The sequence below is a fragment of the Stenotrophomonas sp. TWI1183 genome, assembly GCF_039673115.1.
Lineage (GTDB): Bacteria > Pseudomonadota > Gammaproteobacteria > Xanthomonadales > Xanthomonadaceae > Stenotrophomonas > Stenotrophomonas maltophilia_AA.
Genome location: NZ_JBDJKZ010000023.1, coordinates 33,609 through 49,819 on the forward strand (window position 1 = coordinate 33,609; position 16,211 = coordinate 49,819).

General features: G+C 62.1%; 20 protein-coding genes. All 20 read left to right on the forward strand.

What is annotated here, in order from left to right:
- Positions 1–88 precede the first annotated feature (88 nt).
- The 20 genes from rpoC to rpsN all read left to right on the forward strand — a co-directional run bounded on the left by rpoC (position 89) and on the right by rpsN (position 15,970).
- Positions 89–4,336 carry a DNA-directed RNA polymerase subunit beta' gene (rpoC, locus tag ABE434_RS16975; protein ID WP_176990872.1) on the forward strand — a complete coding sequence of 1,416 codons (4,248 nt, stop codon included), beginning with the start codon at positions 89–91 and terminating at the stop codon, positions 4,334–4,336.
- Between the two features lie 344 nt (positions 4,337–4,680).
- A complete protein-coding gene (rpsL, locus tag ABE434_RS16980; protein ID WP_017356008.1) occupies positions 4,681–5,055 on the forward strand; it encodes a 30S ribosomal protein S12 in 375 nt (124 codons plus the stop codon).
- Positions 5,056–5,067: 12 nt separating this feature from the next.
- A complete protein-coding gene (rpsG, locus tag ABE434_RS16985; RefSeq protein ID WP_019186122.1) occupies positions 5,068–5,535 on the forward strand; it encodes a 30S ribosomal protein S7 in 468 nt (155 codons plus the stop codon).
- 136 nt (positions 5,536–5,671) lie between these two features.
- Positions 5,672–7,813: an elongation factor G gene (gene fusA, locus ABE434_RS16990; RefSeq protein WP_346479644.1), complete on the forward strand. Its 2,142-nt coding sequence runs from the start codon at positions 5,672–5,674 to the stop codon at positions 7,811–7,813.
- Positions 7,814–7,866: 53 nt separating this feature from the next.
- Positions 7,867–9,057, forward strand: coding sequence for an elongation factor Tu (gene tuf / locus ABE434_RS16995; RefSeq protein ID WP_176990870.1), 1,191 nt, complete (start codon positions 7,867–7,869; stop codon positions 9,055–9,057).
- 333 nt (positions 9,058–9,390) lie between these two features.
- Positions 9,391–9,702, forward strand: a complete 312-nt coding sequence (gene rpsJ / locus ABE434_RS17000) for a 30S ribosomal protein S10 (protein WP_010341589.1) — start codon at positions 9,391–9,393, stop codon at positions 9,700–9,702.
- A gap of 11 nt (positions 9,703–9,713) precedes the next feature.
- A complete protein-coding gene (rplC, locus tag ABE434_RS17005; RefSeq protein WP_019186145.1) occupies positions 9,714–10,364 on the forward strand; it encodes a 50S ribosomal protein L3 in 651 nt (216 codons plus the stop codon).
- A gap of 12 nt (positions 10,365–10,376) precedes the next feature.
- The gene (gene rplD, locus ABE434_RS17010) at positions 10,377–10,982 is read left to right on the forward strand and encodes a 50S ribosomal protein L4 (RefSeq protein WP_128095571.1); all 606 of its coding nucleotides are present in this window, start codon (positions 10,377–10,379) and stop codon (positions 10,980–10,982) included.
- The gene (rplW, locus tag ABE434_RS17015; protein WP_019186147.1) at positions 10,979–11,278 is read left to right on the forward strand and encodes a 50S ribosomal protein L23; all 300 of its coding nucleotides are present in this window, start codon (positions 10,979–10,981) and stop codon (positions 11,276–11,278) included. Before rplD ends, rplW begins: the two co-directional genes overlap by 4 nt.
- A gap of 10 nt (positions 11,279–11,288) precedes the next feature.
- Entirely contained in the window at positions 11,289–12,116 is an 828-nt protein-coding gene (gene rplB / locus ABE434_RS17020; protein WP_017355408.1) for a 50S ribosomal protein L2, read from the forward strand.
- Between the two features lie 6 nt (positions 12,117–12,122).
- Positions 12,123–12,392 carry a 30S ribosomal protein S19 gene (gene rpsS / locus ABE434_RS17025; protein ID WP_019186148.1) on the forward strand — a complete coding sequence of 90 codons (270 nt, stop codon included), beginning with the start codon at positions 12,123–12,125 and terminating at the stop codon, positions 12,390–12,392.
- Between the two features lie 12 nt (positions 12,393–12,404).
- Positions 12,405–12,740: a 50S ribosomal protein L22 gene (gene rplV / locus ABE434_RS17030; RefSeq protein WP_017355410.1), complete on the forward strand. Its 336-nt coding sequence runs from the start codon at positions 12,405–12,407 to the stop codon at positions 12,738–12,740.
- 17 nt (positions 12,741–12,757) lie between these two features.
- Entirely contained in the window at positions 12,758–13,492 is a 735-nt protein-coding gene (gene rpsC, locus ABE434_RS17035; RefSeq protein ID WP_121042874.1) for a 30S ribosomal protein S3, read from the forward strand.
- 5 nt (positions 13,493–13,497) lie between these two features.
- Positions 13,498–13,911 (forward strand): 50S ribosomal protein L16, encoded by a 414-nt coding sequence (rplP, locus tag ABE434_RS17040; protein ID WP_019186150.1) that lies wholly within the window; start codon positions 13,498–13,500, stop codon positions 13,909–13,911.
- The gene (rpmC, locus tag ABE434_RS17045) at positions 13,911–14,096 is read left to right on the forward strand and encodes a 50S ribosomal protein L29 (RefSeq protein ID WP_019186151.1); all 186 of its coding nucleotides are present in this window, start codon (positions 13,911–13,913) and stop codon (positions 14,094–14,096) included. The genes rplP and rpmC overlap by 1 nt, the downstream gene beginning before the upstream one ends.
- A gap of 11 nt (positions 14,097–14,107) precedes the next feature.
- The gene (gene rpsQ / locus ABE434_RS17050) at positions 14,108–14,377 is read left to right on the forward strand and encodes a 30S ribosomal protein S17 (protein ID WP_346479645.1); all 270 of its coding nucleotides are present in this window, start codon (positions 14,108–14,110) and stop codon (positions 14,375–14,377) included.
- A 13-nt stretch (positions 14,378–14,390) separates the two neighbouring features.
- Positions 14,391–14,759, forward strand: a complete 369-nt coding sequence (rplN, locus tag ABE434_RS17055) for a 50S ribosomal protein L14 (RefSeq protein ID WP_038690286.1) — start codon at positions 14,391–14,393, stop codon at positions 14,757–14,759.
- Positions 14,760–14,775: 16 nt separating this feature from the next.
- Positions 14,776–15,093, forward strand: a complete 318-nt coding sequence (gene rplX, locus ABE434_RS17060; protein WP_017355416.1) for a 50S ribosomal protein L24 — start codon at positions 14,776–14,778, stop codon at positions 15,091–15,093.
- 10 nt (positions 15,094–15,103) lie between these two features.
- The gene (gene rplE / locus ABE434_RS17065) at positions 15,104–15,646 is read left to right on the forward strand and encodes a 50S ribosomal protein L5 (RefSeq protein ID WP_176990876.1); all 543 of its coding nucleotides are present in this window, start codon (positions 15,104–15,106) and stop codon (positions 15,644–15,646) included.
- 18 nt (positions 15,647–15,664) lie between these two features.
- Positions 15,665–15,970 carry a 30S ribosomal protein S14 gene (gene rpsN, locus ABE434_RS17070; RefSeq protein WP_121042878.1) on the forward strand — a complete coding sequence of 102 codons (306 nt, stop codon included), beginning with the start codon at positions 15,665–15,667 and terminating at the stop codon, positions 15,968–15,970.
- Positions 15,971–16,211: the final 241 nt, after the last annotated feature.

Consider the following 16,211-nt stretch of genomic DNA (forward strand, 5'->3'; position numbering starts at 1 on the left):
CGTGCAGGCGCGGCTGCCCCGGCAGCCGCGCCGCCGGATCTGAACCGACAGCCCCATCGACAAGATTTCCTCCTTTCGGAGAAACACCATGAAAGACTTGCTCAACCTCTTCAACCAGCAGCGCCAGACGCTGGACTTCGACGCGATCAAGATCGCGCTGGCCTCGCCGGACCTGATCCGTTCGTGGTCCTTCGGCGAAGTGAAGAAGCCGGAAACCATCAACTACCGTACGTTCAAGCCGGAACGTGACGGCCTGTTCTGCGCCGCCATCTTCGGACCGGTCAAGGACTACGAGTGCCTGTGCGGCAAGTACAAGCGCATGAAGCACCGCGGCGTGGTCTGCGAAAAGTGCGGCACCGAAGTCACCCTGGCCAAGGTGCGCCGCGAGCGCATGGGTCACATCGACCTGGCCTCGCCGGTCGCGCACATCTGGTTCCTCAAGTCGCTGCCGTCGCGCATCGGCCTGATGCTGGACATGACCCTGCGTGACATCGAGCGCGTGCTGTACTTCGAAGCGTACGTGGTGACCGAGCCGGGCCTGACCGCCCTGGAGCGCCGCCAGCTGCTGACCGAAGAACAGTACCTGCAGGCCCGCCAGGAACACGGCGACGACTTCGATGCCGCCATGGGCGCCGAGGCTGTGTACGAGCTGCTGCGCACGATCGACCTGCAGTCGGAAATGACCCGCCTGCGCGAAGAAATCGCCAGCACCGGTTCGGAAACCAAGCTCAAGCGACTGACCAAGCGCATCAAGCTGGTCGAGGCCTTCCTCGAGTCGGGCAACCGCCCGGAGTGGATGGTCATGACCGTGCTGCCGGTGCTGCCGCCGGACCTGCGTCCGCTGGTGCCGCTGGACGGTGGCCGCTTCGCGACCTCCGATCTGAACGACCTGTACCGCCGCGTCATCAACCGCAACAACCGCCTGCGCCGCCTGCTCGAGCTGAACGCGCCGGACATCATCGTGCGCAATGAAAAGCGCATGCTGCAGGAATCGGTCGATGCGCTGCTGGACAACGGCCGTCGCGGCCGTGCCATCACCGGCACCAACAAGCGCCCGCTGAAGTCGCTGGCCGACATGATCAAGGGCAAGCAGGGTCGCTTCCGCCAGAACCTGCTGGGCAAGCGCGTCGACTACTCGGGCCGTTCGGTCATCGTGGTTGGTCCGTACCTGCGCCTGCACCAGTGCGGCCTGCCGAAGAAGATGGCGCTTGAGCTGTTCAAGCCGTTCGTCTTCGCCAAGCTGCAGCGTCGTGGCCTGGCCACCACCATCAAGGCCGCCAAGAAGCTGGTCGAGCGCGAAGAAGCCGAAGTCTGGGACATCCTGGAAGAGGTCATCCGCGAACATCCGGTGATGCTGAACCGTGCGCCGACCCTGCACCGTCTGGGCATCCAGGCGTTCGAGCCGGTCCTGATCGAAGGCAAGGCCATCCAGCTGCACCCGCTGGTCTGCACCGCGTTCAACGCCGACTTCGACGGTGACCAGATGGCCGTCCACGTGCCGCTCTCGCTGGAAGCCCAGCTGGAAGCGCGTGCGCTGATGATGTCCACCAACAACATCCTGTCGCCGGCCAACGGCGAGCCGATCATCGTGCCGTCGCAGGACGTCGTGCTGGGTCTGTACTACATGACCCGCTCGCTGGTGAACAAGAAGGGCGAGGGCATGGCCTTCGCCAACATCGCCGAAGTGAAGCGCGCCTACGACAACCGCGTGGTGGAACTGCACGCACGCGTCAAGGTCCGCATCACCGAAGTGGTGACCGACGAGGAAGGCAACAAGCAGAACAAGACCTCGATCGTGGACACCACGATCGGTCGCGCCCTGCTGGCTGAAATCCTGCCGGAAGGCCTGCCGTTCGCGCTGGCCAACACCGAGCTGACCAAGAAGAACATCAGCCGCCTGATCAACTCCAGCTACCGTCAGCTGGGCTTGAAGGACACGGTCGTGTTCGCCGACAAGCTGATGTACACCGGCTTCGCCTACGCAACCCGCGCCGGCGTGTCGATCGGCATCGACGACATGCTGATCCCGGACGAGAAGAAGGGCATCCTCACCGAGGCGGAAGCCGAAGTGCTGGAAATCCAGGAGCAGTACCAGTCGGGCCTGGTCACCGCCGGCGAGCGCTACAACAAGGTGGTCGACATCTGGTCGCGCACCAATGAGCGCATCGCCAAGGCGATGATGGACACCATCGGTACCGAGAAGGTCGTCAATGCCGAAGGCGAGACCATCGACCAGAAGTCGATGAACTCGCTGTACATCATGGCCGACTCCGGTGCGCGTGGTTCGCAGGCGCAGATCCGTCAGCTGGCCGGTATGCGCGGCCTGATGGCGCGTCCGGATGGCTCGATCATCGAAACGCCCATCAAGGCGAACTTCCGTGAAGGCCTGAACGTGCAGGAGTACTTCAACTCCACCCACGGTGCCCGTAAGGGTCTGGCCGATACCGCGCTGAAGACGGCGAACTCGGGTTACCTGACCCGTCGTCTGGTCGACGTGGCGCAGGACGTGGTCATCACCGAAGTGGATTGCGGTACCACCGAAGGCCTGACCATGACCCCGATCGTGGAAGGCGGCGACGTCGTGGAGCCGTTGAAGGACCGCGTGCTGGGTCGTGTCGTGGCCGAGGACGTGTTCCTGCCGGGCAACGACGAAGATCCGATCGTGACCCGCAACACCCTGCTCGACGAAGCCTGGGTGGCCAAGCTGGAAGACGCGTCGGTGCAGTCGGTCAAGGTCCGTTCGACCATCAGCTGCGCCTCGCCGTTCGGCGTCTGCGCACACTGCTACGGTCGCGATCTGGCCCGTGGCCACATCGTCAACATCGGCGAAGCGGTCGGCGTCATCGCCGCGCAGTCGATCGGTGAGCCGGGTACCCAGCTGACCATGCGTACGTTCCACATCGGTGGTGCGGCGTCGCGAGCTGCTGCGGTCGACAACATCACCGTCAAGACCACCGGTTCGGTGAAGTTCAACAACCTGAAGTCGGTCGAGCACGCCAGCGGTTCGCTGGTGGCGGTCTCGCGTTCGGGCGAAATGTCGGTGCTCGATGCCCACGGCCGTGAGCGTGAGCGTTACAAGCTGCCGTACGGCGCGACCATCACGTCCAAGGACGGCGATGCGGTCAAGGCTGGCCAGACCGTGGCCAACTGGGACCCGCATAACCACCCGATCGTGTCGGAAGTGGCAGGTTTCATCCGCTTCATCGACTTCATCGACGGCGTCACCGTCATCGAGAAGACCGACGAACTGACCGGCCTGGCATCGCGTGAAATCACCGATCCGAAGCGTCGTGGTTCGCAGGCGAAGGACCTGCGCCCGATCGTGCGCATCGTGGACAAGAACGGCAACGATCTGACCATCCCGAACACGGATCTGCCGGCGCAGTACCTGCTGCCGCCGCGCTCGATCGTCAACCTGCAGGACGGCGCCGCCGTCGGCGTGGGTGACGTGGTCGCCAAGATCCCGCAGGAAGCGTCCAAGACCCGCGATATCACCGGTGGTCTGCCGCGCGTCGCCGATCTGTTCGAAGCGCGCAAGCCGAAGGATCCGGCGATCCTGGCCGAGCGTTCGGGCATCATCAGCTTCGGCAAGGACACCAAGGGCAAGCAGCGCCTGATCATCAAGGACACCGATGGTTCGGAACACGAAGAGCTGATCCCGAAGTACCGTCAGGTGATCGTCTTCGAAGGCGAGCACGTGACCAAGGGCGAAACCATCGTGGACGGCGAGCCGAGCCCGCAGGACATCCTGCGTCTGCTGGGTGTCGAACCGCTGGCGGCCTACCTGGTCAAGGAAATCCAGGACGTGTACCGCCTGCAGGGCGTGAAGATCAACGACAAGCACATCGAGGTGATCACCCGCCAGATGCTGCGCAAGGTCGAGATCACCGATCAGGGCACCAGCAAGTTCCTGAATGGCGAGCAGGCCGAGCGCCAGCGCGTCATCGAGGAAAATGCCCGCCTGGCCACCCGCAACGAGCTGCCGGCCCGTTTCGATCCGGTTCTGCTGGGTATCACCAAGGCCTCGCTGGCGACCGAGTCGTTCATCTCGGCGGCGTCGTTCCAGGAAACCACCCGCGTGCTGACCGAAGCGGCCGTTCGCGGCACCTCGGACAACCTGCGCGGCCTGAAGGAAAACGTCATCGTCGGCCGTCTGATCCCGGCCGGTACCGGCCTGGCGTACCACGCCAACCGTCGTCGCAACGCCTCCGGGCTGACCGACTCGGAAATGCAGACCCTGTCCGGCAGCACGCCGGCCGTGGCTGAAGTGGCCGCAGTGGCCGCCGTGGCGGTCGAGCCGACCGAAGCTGAACAGGCTCCGGGCAGCGACGAGTAATACGCAGTCCCGGCTCCGGCCGGGACCGCGGCAGGGCAGGGCGCCGACTCCGGTCGGCCCCTTCCCGGCAAATCGACGGCACCGGCCACTGGCCGGATGCCTGCCGATGAGGTAGGATGCCCGCCGGTCTTTCAACGGACCGGCTTGACAACCTGAACGGGGGGCATGGAAAAGGCTCCCCTGTAACGGCCCGGGATCAGGGCTGGCTTGGCGCGTGCGCATTTGACTGCGTTTTCGCCGGGTTGCTACAATCGTCTGTCTCAGCAGGCCGGTCTTTCGCCTGCTCGCACATTTCCGCATTCATGGCCAGTCTTTTCATTGGCCTCTCTCAGAAGAACATACTGATGGCGACGATCAATCAGCTTGTCCGCAAGCCGCGGCAGGCAACCACTTATAAGAGTGCCTCCCCGGCGCTCGATAAGTGCCCCCAGCGCCGTGGTGTCTGCACGCGCGTGTACACCACCACTCCGAAGAAGCCGAACTCGGCGCTTCGCAAGGTTGCCAAGGTTCGCCTGACCAACCAGGAAGAAGTGATTAGCTACATCGGCGGCGAAGGCCACAACCTGCAGGAACACTCCGTGGTCCTGATCCGTGGCGGCCGCGTCAAGGATCTGCCGGGTGTGCGTTACCACACCGTGCGTGGCTCGCTGGACGCCTCCGGCGTTGCCAAGCGTCGCCAGGGCCGTTCCAAGTACGGCGCCAAGCGTCCGAAGAGCTAAGGGAAAGTACACATGTCTCGTAAAGGTAATACGCCGCAGCGCTCTGTCCTGCCGGATCCGAAGCACGGAAGTGAAACCATCGCTCGTTTCATCAATATGGTGATGCTGAGCGGCAAGAAGTCGGTCGCTGAAAAGATCGTCTACGGTGCCATGGACGTGATCGGCGAAAAGAACCCGAATTCCGTCGAGCTGGTTCAGAAGGCTCTGGAAAACGTGGCTCCGTCGGTCGAAGTCAAGTCCCGCCGTGTCGGTGGTGCGACCTACCAGGTGCCGGTCGAAGTGCGTTCGTCGCGCAAGATGGCCCTGGCCATGCGTTGGCTGATCGACTCGGCTCGCAAGCGTGGTGAGAACACCATGCCGAAGAAGCTGGCTGCCGAACTGCTGGACGCCTCGGAAAATCGTGGTGGCGCCATCAAGAAGCGCGAAGAAACCCACCGCATGGCCGAAGCCAACAAGGCATTCGCCCACTACCGCTGGTGAGTTTGACGGCCTTGCAAAACAGGCACGGCAGCACCATCTAGGTGCTGCCCCGCGGCACCTGGGGTGTCGCGCCAATCCGAAGGCCGCCGAAAGGCGGCGTTCGGCCATCCGAATTCCAAGAAATCGAGAGGCTCCCGTGGCCCGCACCACTCCCATCGAGCGTTACCGCAATTTCGGCATCATGGCCCACATCGATGCCGGCAAGACCACCACGTCCGAGCGCATCCTGTTCTACACCGGCAAGAGCCACAAGATCGGTGAAGTGCATGACGGCGCTGCCACCATGGACTGGATGGAGCAGGAGCAGGAGCGTGGCATCACGATCCAGTCCGCTGCCACCACCGCGTTCTGGAAGGGCATGGACAAGTCCCTGCCGGAGCACCGCTTCAACATCATCGACACCCCCGGACACGTCGACTTCACCATCGAAGTGGAGCGCTCGCTGCGCGTGCTCGACGGTGCCGTCTTCGTGCTGTGCGCCGTCGGTGGCGTGCAGCCGCAGTCGGAAACCGTGTGGCGCCAGGCCAACCGTTACAAGGTGCCGCGCATCGCGTTCGTCAACAAGATGGACCGCACCGGCGCGAACTTCACCAAGGTCGTTGGCCAGCTGAAGGCCAAGCTGGGTGCCGTCGCGGTGCCGATGCAGCTGCCGATCGGCGCCGAAGACAACTTCAAGGGCGTGGTCGACCTGATCAAGATGAAGGCCATCCATTGGGATGAAGCCTCGCAGGGCATGAAGTTCGAGTACCTGGAAATCCCGGCGGACATGCAGGCGGAGGCCGAAGAGGCCCGCACCTACATGATCGAAGCCGCGGCTGAAGCCAGCGAAGAGCTGATGGAAAAGTACCTGGGCGGCGAAGAGCTGACCGAGGCCGAGATCGTCGAAGCCCTGCGCGTGCGCACCCTGGCCACCGACATCGTGCCGATGTACTGCGGCTCGGCGTTCAAGAACAAGGGCGTGCAGGCCATGCTGGACGGCGTGGTGCAGCTGCTGCCGTCGCCGATCGACGTCCCGGACGTGACCGGTACCGACGTGGACGATGAATCCATCGCCCTGAGCCGCAAGTCCGATGACAAGGCACCGTTCTCGGCGCTTGCCTTCAAGATCATCACCGACCCGTTCGTCGGCGCGCTGACCTTCTTCCGTGTCTACTCGGGCACGCTGAACGCCGGCGACCAGCTGCTGAACTCGGTGAAGGGCAAGAAGGAGCGCATCGGCCGCATCCTGCAGATGCATTCCAACGATCGCGAAGAGATCAAGGAAGTGCTGGCCGGTGACATCGCCGCGGCGGTGGGTCTGAAGGACACCACCACCGGTGACACCCTGTGCTCGCAGGACCACCCGATCATCCTGGAGCGCATGGTGTTCCCGGAGCCGGTCATCTCGATGGCCGTCGAACCGAAGACCAAGTCCGACCAGGAAAAGATGGGTCTGGCCCTCGGCCGTCTGGCCCAGGAAGATCCGTCGTTCCGCGTCAAGACCGACGAAGAATCCGGCCAGACCATCATCTCGGGCATGGGCGAGCTGCACCTGGACATCATCGTGGATCGCATGAAGCGCGAGTTCAACGTTGAAGCCAACGTCGGCAAGCCGCAGGTTGCGTACCGCGAAACCATCCAGGCCGCGGACGTCAAGTCGGACTACAAGCACGCCAAGCAGTCCGGTGGTAAGGGTCAGTACGGTCACGTCGTGATCGAGCTGTCGCCGATCACCGCCGAAGATCGTGCCGACCCGAAGATCGGGCCGCTGATCAAGGACGACTTCCTGTTCATCAACGACATCACCGGTGGCGTGATTCCGAAGGAATTCATTCCGTCGATCGAAAAGGGCCTGCGCGAAACCATCACCAGCGGTCCGCTGGCGGGCTTCCCGGTCGTGGACGTCAAGGTCAAGCTGGTGTTCGGCTCGTACCACGACGTCGACTCCTCGGAAATGGCGTTCAAGCTGGCCGCCTCGATGGCCTTCAAGCAGGGCTTCTCCAAGGCCAAGCCGGTCCTGCTGGAGCCGATCATGAAGGTCGAGATCGTGACCCCGAGCGACTATCAGGGTGACGTGATGGGCGACGTCAGCCGTCGTCGCGGCATGCTGCAGGGTTCGAGCGTGACCGGTGACGGTTCGGCTGAAATCATCAATGCGATGATTCCGCTGGGTGAAATGTTCGGCTACGCGACCTCGCTGCGTTCGCAGACCCAGGGTCGTGCAACGTTCACGATGGAATTCGACCATTACGAGCCGGCTCCGTCGAACATCGCCGAATCCGTGGTCAAGAAGTCCTGAGCATAAGCTCAGGACTCCACCTCATTCTTTTCTGATATCCAAGGTATACAACAATGGCAAAGGGTAAGTTCGAGCGCACCAAGCCGCACGTCAACGTCGGCACCATCGGTCACGTCGATCACGGCAAGACCACGCTGACCGCTGCACTGACCAAGATCGGTGCCGAGCGCTTCGGTGGCGAGTTCAAGGATTACTCCTCGATCGACGCCGCGCCGGAAGAAAAGGCACGTGGCATCACGATCTCGACCGCACACGTCGAATACGAATCCACCGAACGTCATTACGCCCACGTCGATTGCCCGGGCCATGCTGACTACGTCAAGAACATGATCACCGGTGCTGCCCAGATGGACGGCGCGATCCTGGTCTGTTCGGCTGCTGACGGCCCGATGCCGCAGACCCGTGAGCACATCCTGCTCTCGCGTCAGGTCGGCGTGCCGTACATCGTCGTCTTCCTGAACAAGGCAGACATGGTCGATGACGCCGAGCTGCTGGAACTGGTCGAAATGGAAGTCCGCGAGCTGCTGAGCAAGTACGACTTCCCGGGCGACGACACCCCGATCATCTCGGGTTCGGCCCGCCTGGCGCTGGAAGGCGACCAGAGCGAGATCGGCGTGCCGTCCGTGATCAAGCTGGTCGAGGCTCTCGACAGCTGGATCCCGACCCCGGAACGCGACATCGACAAGCCGTTCCTGATGCCGGTGGAAGACGTGTTCTCGATCTCGGGCCGCGGCACCGTGGTGACCGGTCGTATCGAGCGCGGCGTGATCAAGGTCGGCGAAGAAATCGAAATCGTCGGTATCCGTCCGGTCCAGAAGACCACCGTCACCGGCGTGGAAATGTTCCGCAAGCTGCTCGACCAGGGTCAGGCAGGCGACAACGCCGGTCTGCTGCTGCGCGGCACCAAGCGTGACGACGTCGAGCGTGGCCAGGTCCTGGCCAAGCCGGGTTCGATCAAGCCGCACACCACCTTCGACGCCGAAGTGTACGTGCTGTCCAAGGACGAAGGCGGCCGTCACACCCCGTTCTTCAAGGGTTACCGTCCGCAGTTCTACTTCCGTACCACCGACATCACCGGCGCTTGCGAACTGCCGGAAGGTGTGGAAATGGTGATGCCGGGCGACAACGTGAAGATGGTTGTCACCCTGATCAACCCGGTCGCCATGGATGAAGGCCTGCGCTTCGCGATCCGCGAAGGCGGCCGTACCGTCGGCGCCGGCGTGGTCTCCAAGATCATCGCGTAATCTGCTAGAATCTGCGCCCCGATGTTGCCTGGGTAGGGCATCGGGGTGTAACCAAACGGGAAAAGAGGCGCAGGATGCTCCTCGTGTTCCCCAGACCAGGAAGGGTCGCGCCATTCAGGCTTTGTCAACAGTAGCCCTGTTGACTGCCAACTTGTATGCGCGCTATACTTTTTGTCTGGGCAGATCGGGAGACCGGTCTGCCTCGATTTTTGAGGTCTACGGAAAGATCTTGTCGCCGCGCAGGAATGTGCGGCGTCTGCATTCAGGATATTCATGGGACAAGGCAACCCAGAGGCCTTGTCCGTCGCTCTTTTAACGAAGGAACCCACCGTCATGGCGGACCAAAAGATCCGGATTCGGCTGAAGGCGTTCGATCATCGTTTGATCGACCGTTCGGCCAGCGAGATCGTAGAAACGGCAAAGCGGACCGGCGCGCAAGTGCGTGGCCCGATCCCCCTGCCGACCAAGATCGAGCGTTACACCATTCTCGTCTCGCCGCACGTCGACAAAGACGCGCGTGACCAGTACGAGACCCGCACGCATAAGCGCGTGCTCGATATCGTTGACCCGAACGACAAGACCGTGGACGCGCTGATGAAGCTCGAACTGGCTGCCGGCGTCGACGTTCAGATCAAGCTGACCTGAGGACTACGACCATGACGAAGAAATATTCGTTGGGCTTCGTGGGCCGCAAGGCTGGCATGAGCCGCGTGTTCACCGAAGATGGCCAGGCCATCCCGGTAACCCTGATTGAAGCTACCCCGAACCGCATCGCGCAGATCAAGACCGTCGAAGCTGACGGCTACAGCGCCGTGCAGGTGACCGTCGGCGCGCGTCGCGCTGCCCTGGTCAACAAGCCGGAAGCCGGTCACTTCGCCAAGGCGAAGGTCGACGCGGGCCGTGGCCTGTGGGAATTCCGCGTTGAAGACGCGCAGCTCGGCGATTTCGCCGTTGGCGGCGAAGTCAAGGCGGACATCTTTGAAGTTGGCCAGAAGGTCGACGTCCAGGGTGTCACCAAGGGTAAGGGCTTCCAGGGCACCATCAAGCGCTACAACTTCCGTATGGGCGATGCAACCCACGGTAACTCGCTGTCGCATCGCGCGCCGGGTTCCTTGGGTCAGCGCCAGACGCCGGGTCGTGTTTTCCCGGGTAAGAAGATGTCCGGCCACATGGGTTCGGTGCAGCAGAGCACCCAGAACCTTGAAGTGGTGAAGGTCGATGTCGAACGTGGTCTGATCGCAATCCGTGGTGCCGTTCCGGGCGCAGCGGGTGGTGACGTGATCGTTCGTCCGGCTAGCAAGGCATAAGGAGAGATGACGATGGAACTCGTTATCACGGGTAGCAACAACAAGGTCTCGGTCTCCGATGCCGTGTTCGGTCGCGATTTCAGCGAAGATCTGGTTCACCAGGTCGTCGTTGCTTACCGCAACGCCGGTCGCGCCGGCACCAAGGCACAGAAGACTCGCTCTGAAGTGGCTGGTACCACCAAGAAGTCGAAGAAGCAGAAGGGCGGCGGCGCGCGTCATGGCGCACTGACGGCTCCGATCTTCGTCGGCGGTGGTGTCACCTTCGCGGCCAAGCCGCGCAGCTTCGAGCAGAAGGTCAACCGCAAGCAGTACCGTGCAGCCATGTGCGCGATCCTGTCCGAGCTGAACCGCCAGGGCCGTCTGACGATCGTGGAGTCCTTCGATGTCGAAGCGACCAACACCAAGTCGTTGATCGCCAAGCTGGCCGGCCTGGAAGTGGGCAAGCGTCCGCTGATCGTCACCGAAGATGCTTCCGAGCACCTGTACCTGTCGGCCCGCAACATTCCCTACGTGGAAGTGCGTGACGTGCAGGGCCTGGACCCGGTGTCGCTGGTCGGTGCCGACACGGTCGTCATCACCGCTGATGCGGTCAAGAAGGTCGAGGAGTGGCTGGCATGAGCAGCAACGAAAAAGTCTTCAGCGTGCTGCGCGCTCCGCGAGTCTCCGAAAAGACCGCGCGCCTGCAGGAACATTCCAACCAGTATGTCTTCGAAGTTTCGAACGAAGCCACCAAGGCCGATGTAAAGGCCGCGGTTGAGCAGCTGTTCGACGTCAAGGTCGAGTCGGTCAACGTGCTGAACGTGAAGGGCAAGAACAAGTCCTTCCGTAACCGCACCGGCCGCCGCGGCGATTGGCGCAAGGCGTACGTGCGTCTCGCCGATGGCCAGTCCATCGATGTAACGGCCAAGGCCTGAGGTCCATCCCATGCCATTGATGAAATTCAAACCCACTTCTCCCGGCCGTCGTTCGGCCGTGCGCGTGGTCACGCCCGATCTGCACAAAGGCGCGCCGCATGCTGCGCTGCTGGAGCCGCAGAGCAAGTCCGGTGGTCGTAACCACCACGGCCGCATCACCACCCGTCACGTGGGTGGTGGTCACAAGCAGCACTACCGTGTCATCGACTTCAAGCGCAACAAGGAAGGCATTCCGGCGCGCGTGGAACGCATCGAATACGATCCGAACCGCACCGCCCATATCGCCCTGCTGTGCTACGTCGACGGCGAACGCCGCTACATCATCGCACCGAAGGGCCTGAAGGCCGGTGACCAGGTGATCGCGGGTTCGGATGCGCCGATCAAGACCGGTAACACCCTGCCGCTGCGCAACATCCCGGTCGGTACCACTGTCCACGGCATCGAACTGAAGCCGGGCAAGGGTGCCCAGATCGCGCGTGCCGCCGGCGCTGCCGTGCAGCTCGTCGCTCGTGAAGGCATCTACGCCACCCTGCGCCTGCGCTCGGGTGAAATGCGTAAGGTGCCGGTCGAGTGCCGCGCCACCATCGGTGAAGTCGGCAACGACGAACACAACCTGGAAAAGCTGGGCAAGGCTGGCGCGAAGCGCTGGCGCGGTGTCCGCCCGACCGTTCGTGGTGCTGCCATGAACCCGGTTGACCATCCGCACGGTGGTGGTGAGGCGAAGGCCGGCCAGGGCAACCCGCATCCGGTCACCCCGTGGGGTGTCCCGACCAAGGGTTACAAGACGCGCCATAACAAGCGCACCCAGCAATTCATCGTCCGCGATCGTAGGGGCTAATCGACCATGGCACGTTCACTCAAGAAGGGCCCGTTTGTCGATCACCACCTCATCAAGAAGGTGGAAGCCGCTGCGGGTAGCAAGAAGCCGATCAAGACCTGGTCGCGCCGTTCGATGATCCTGCCGGAAATGGTAGGCGTCACCATCGCCGTTCATAACGGTAAGAACCACGTTCCGGTGCTCGTCAACGAGAACATGGTCGGCCACAAGCTCGGCGAATTTGCCATCACCCGGACCTTCAAGGGTCACGGTGGTGACAAGAAGTCGGGCAAGTAAGGAGAGATGACAATGGAAGCGAAAGCAATCCTGCGCTCCGCGCGCATCTCTGCGCAGAAAGCCCGCCTGGTCGCTGACCAGGTGCGTGGCCTGCCGGCCGAGCGTGCGGTCAACCTGCTGAAGTTCTCGGACAAGAAGGCTGCCCACCTGATCAAGAAGGTGGTGGAGTCGGCTATTGCAAACGCCGAGAACAACCAGGGCGCCGACGTCGACGAGCTGAAGGTACAGACCATCATGGTAGATGAAGGTCCGACCCTGAAGCGTTTCATGGCGCGGGCGAAAGGCCGCGGCACCCGCATCCTCAAGCGCACCAGCCACATCACTGTGGTTGTGGGCGCCGGCAAGTAAGCGGAAAGGAAAACACCATGGGTCATAAAGTTCATCCGATTGGTATCCGCCTCGGCATTTCCAAGGACTGGAACTCCAAGTGGTACGCCAACAAGGCCGAGTTCGCTGGTTATCTGGCAGCCGACCTGAAGGTGCGGGAAATGCTGCGCAAGAAGCTTGCGCAGGCCGGCATCAGCAAGATCCTGATCGAGCGTCCGGCAAAGACCGCTCGCGTGACGATCCACACCGCCCGTCCGGGCGTGGTGATCGGCAAGCGCGGTGAGGACATCGAGAAGCTGCGCAAGGAAGTGAGCGAAATGATGGGCGTCCCGGCGCACATCAACGTCACCGAAGTGCGTAAACCCGAGCTGGACGCACAGCTGGTTGCCGAGTCGATCGCGCAGCAGCTGGAGCGTCGCATCATGTTCCGCCGCGCGATGAAGCGTTCGGTCGGCAATGCGATGCGCCTCGGTGCCCTGGGCATCAAGGTCAACGTCGGTGGCCGCTTGAACGGCGCGGAAATCGCCCGTTCGGAGTGGTACCGCGAAGGCCGCGTGCCGCTGCATACGCTGCGTGCCGACATCGACTATGGCTTCGCTGAAGCCAAGACGACCTACGGCATCATCGGCATCAAGGTCTGGATCTACAAGGGCGAAGTCTTCGATTTCTCCCAGGTTGGCCAGGAAAAGCAGGACGACTCCCCGCGCAACGATCGTAACGATCGCGGCGACCGCGGTGACCGTCCGTCGCGCCCGGCTCGTGAAGCGAGGTAACGACAATGTTGCAACCCAAGCGAACCAAATACCGCAAGGTACACAAGGGCCGTAACGATGGTCTGAGCTGGAGCGGCAACGCTGTCAGCTTCGGCGAATACGGCCTGAAGGCAACCGCTCATGGTCAGCTGACCGCGCGTCAGATCGAAGCGGCCCGCCGCTCGATCAGCCGCTACGTCAAGCGCGGCGGCAAGATGTGGATCCGAGTGTTCCCCGACAAGCCGATCACCAAGAAGCCCATCGAAGTCCGAATGGGTTCTGGTAAGGGCAACGTGGAGTACTGGGTAGCCCAGATCCAGCCCGGCCGCATGATCTATGAAATCGAAGGCGTCGCGGAAGACGTGGCACGTGAGGCGTTCCGCCTGGCTGCCGCCAAGCTCTCCGTGACCACCACTTTCGTGACCCGGACGGTGCTCTGATGGATATCAAACAACTTCGCGAAAAGTCGGCTGACGACCTGAAGAGCCACCTGATCGACCTGCGTAAGGAGCAGTTCTCGCTCCGTATGCAGCAGGTCACTGGCCAGCTGCCGAAGACCCACGAAACCCGCCGGGTTCGCCGCGAGATTGCTCGCGTCAAGACCCTGCTCGGCAGCACCAAGTAAGGATGGCCGCGATGAGCGAAAATACTGAAAACAAAACGCTGCGTACGGTCGAAGGCCGTGTCGTCAGCAACAAGATGGACAAGACGGTCACCGTGCTGGTGGAACGCCTGGTCAAGCACGCCCTGTACGGCAAGTACATCAAGCGTTCGACCAAGCTCCATGCACACGACGCCGACAATGCCTGCAATGAAGGCGATGTCGTCCGCGTGACCGAGATTGCTCCGATGTCCAAGACCAAGAACTGGCGCGTGGTGGAAGTCATCACGCGTGCGGCTCAATAAGGAGATCTGAATCATGATCCAGATGCAGAGCTACCTCGAGGTCGCGGACAATTCCGGTGCCAAGGAAGTGATGTGCATCAAGGTGCTGGGCGGCTCCAAGCGTCGCTACGCCCACATCGGTGACATCATCAAGGTCACCGTGAAGGATGCGATCCCGCGCGGCAAGGTCAAGAAGGGTGAAGTGTTCGACGCCGTCGTGGTGCGTACCCGCAAGGGTGTGCGTCGCGCCGACGGTTCGCTGATCCGTTTCGACGCCAACGCTGCGGTCCTGCTCAACAACAAGCAAGAGCCGATCGGCACCCGCATCTTCGGACCGGTGACGCGTGAACTTCGTACCGAGAAGTTCATGAAGATCGTCTCGCTCGCTCCCGAAGTGCTGTGAGCGACAGGAGATAATCATGGCTAACCGTATCAAGAAGGGCGACCAGGTCGTCGTCAACACCGGCAAGGACAAGGGCAAGCAGGGCGAAGTCGTCCGCGTCGACGGCGATCGTGTGATCGTCGCCAACGTGAACATCGTCAAGCGCCACACCAAGCCGAACCCGCAGGCAGGCGTTGCCGGCGGCGTGGTCGAGCGTGAAGCGTCGATCCATATCTCCAACGTGAATGTGCTGAACCCGGCTTCGGGCAAGGGCGAACGCGTTGGTTTCAAGGTGCTGGAGGATGGACGCAAACTGCGTGTGTTCCGCTCCAGCGGTGAGGCGCTCGACGCCTGAGGATGCGCTGATGAATACCCGTCTCGAAAAGTTTTACAAGGAAGAAGTGGTGCCGGCGCTGATGAAGCAGTTCGGCTACACCAATCCGATGCAGGTTCCGAAGCTGGTCAAGGTCACCCTGAACATGGGTGTCGGCGAAGCAGCCACGAACAAGAAGATCCTGGAAAACGCCGTCGCCGACATGGCCAAGGTCTCCGGTCAGAAGCCGATCGTGACCAAGTCCCGCGTCTCGGTGGCATCGTTCAAGATCCGCGATGGTTGGCCGATCGGCTGCAAGACCACGCTGCGTCGTGAAAAGATGTACGAGTTCATGGACCGTCTGATCAACATCTCGTTGCCGCGCGTGCGCGACTTCCGTGGTGTCTCGGGTCGTTCCTTCGACGGTCGTGGCAACTTCAACATGGGTGTGAAGGAACAGATCATCTTCCCGGAAATCGACTTCGACGCTGTCGACGCGATCCGCGGCATGGATATCGCCATCACCACCACCGCCAAGACCGATGCGGAAGCGAAGGCGCTGCTCGCAGCGTTCAAGTTCCCGTTCCGTAACTGATACGTCGAGGAATCCGAAATGGCAAAGACCTCCATGGTCAACCGCGACCTCAAGCGTGCGAAGCTGGCCGTCAAGTACGCCGGCAAGCGTGAAGAGCTGAAGAAGATCATCTCCAGCGCGACCGCGTCGTACGACGAAAAGGCCGAGGCCGTCATCAAGCTGCAGAAGCTGCCGCGCGATTCGTCGCCGAGCCGTCACCGCAACCGTTGCGAGCTCTCGGGCCGCCCGCGTGGCGTGTACAGCAAGTTCGGCCTGGGCCGCAACAAGCTGCGCGAAGCCACCATGCGTGGTGACGTACCGGGCCTGCGCAAGGCCAGCTGGTAAGGGATTCGTCCCTTCAACTGCCCCGCGCCTTCACGGTGCAGGGCAGGGGAGAGGGGCCGGTTTTCCGGCCCTGATCCCGGATTAAGGGAGCCCGACGCAAGTCGGGCTCTTTTTGCCGTATACTCCCGCGTCTTGCTCGCCCGCAAGGCGTGAGCAGTGTGTGAAGACGGGCCCTGGCCCATTCCAGGTAGACACAAGATTTTCGCGAAAGCGGATATCGGTGCACTCAAAGGTATCGACT

What these genes read in the sequence shown, in the direction of transcription:
- rpsS (WP_019186148.1), top strand. Translation starts at nt 12,123, where the DNA reads ATGGCACGTTCACTCAAGAAGGGCCCGTTTGTCGATCACCACCTCATC.
- tuf (WP_176990870.1), top strand. Translation starts at nt 7,867, where the DNA reads ATGGCAAAGGGTAAGTTCGAGCGCACCAAGCCGCACGTCAACGTCGGC.
- rpsQ (WP_346479645.1), top strand. Translation starts at nt 14,108, where the DNA reads ATGAGCGAAAATACTGAAAACAAAACGCTGCGTACGGTCGAAGGCCGT.
- rplW (WP_019186147.1), top strand. Translation starts at nt 10,979, where the DNA reads ATGAGCAGCAACGAAAAAGTCTTCAGCGTGCTGCGCGCTCCGCGAGTC.
- rplC (WP_019186145.1), top strand. Translation starts at nt 9,714, where the DNA reads ATGACGAAGAAATATTCGTTGGGCTTCGTGGGCCGCAAGGCTGGCATG.
- rplV (WP_017355410.1), top strand. Translation starts at nt 12,405, where the DNA reads ATGGAAGCGAAAGCAATCCTGCGCTCCGCGCGCATCTCTGCGCAGAAA.
- rplE (WP_176990876.1), top strand. Translation starts at nt 15,104, where the DNA reads ATGAATACCCGTCTCGAAAAGTTTTACAAGGAAGAAGTGGTGCCGGCG.
- rplB (WP_017355408.1), top strand. Translation starts at nt 11,289, where the DNA reads ATGCCATTGATGAAATTCAAACCCACTTCTCCCGGCCGTCGTTCGGCC.
- rpoC (WP_176990872.1), top strand. Translation starts at nt 89, where the DNA reads ATGAAAGACTTGCTCAACCTCTTCAACCAGCAGCGCCAGACGCTGGAC.
- rpsN (WP_121042878.1), top strand. Translation starts at nt 15,665, where the DNA reads ATGGCAAAGACCTCCATGGTCAACCGCGACCTCAAGCGTGCGAAGCTG.
- rpsJ (WP_010341589.1), top strand. Translation starts at nt 9,391, where the DNA reads ATGGCGGACCAAAAGATCCGGATTCGGCTGAAGGCGTTCGATCATCGT.
- rplN (WP_038690286.1), top strand. Translation starts at nt 14,391, where the DNA reads ATGATCCAGATGCAGAGCTACCTCGAGGTCGCGGACAATTCCGGTGCC.
- rpsG (WP_019186122.1), top strand. Translation starts at nt 5,068, where the DNA reads ATGTCTCGTAAAGGTAATACGCCGCAGCGCTCTGTCCTGCCGGATCCG.
- rplP (WP_019186150.1), top strand. Translation starts at nt 13,498, where the DNA reads ATGTTGCAACCCAAGCGAACCAAATACCGCAAGGTACACAAGGGCCGT.
- rpmC (WP_019186151.1), top strand. Translation starts at nt 13,911, where the DNA reads ATGGATATCAAACAACTTCGCGAAAAGTCGGCTGACGACCTGAAGAGC.
- rpsC (WP_121042874.1), top strand. Translation starts at nt 12,758, where the DNA reads ATGGGTCATAAAGTTCATCCGATTGGTATCCGCCTCGGCATTTCCAAG.
- rplD (WP_128095571.1), top strand. Translation starts at nt 10,377, where the DNA reads ATGGAACTCGTTATCACGGGTAGCAACAACAAGGTCTCGGTCTCCGAT.
- rplX (WP_017355416.1), top strand. Translation starts at nt 14,776, where the DNA reads ATGGCTAACCGTATCAAGAAGGGCGACCAGGTCGTCGTCAACACCGGC.
- rpsL (WP_017356008.1), top strand. Translation starts at nt 4,681, where the DNA reads ATGGCGACGATCAATCAGCTTGTCCGCAAGCCGCGGCAGGCAACCACT.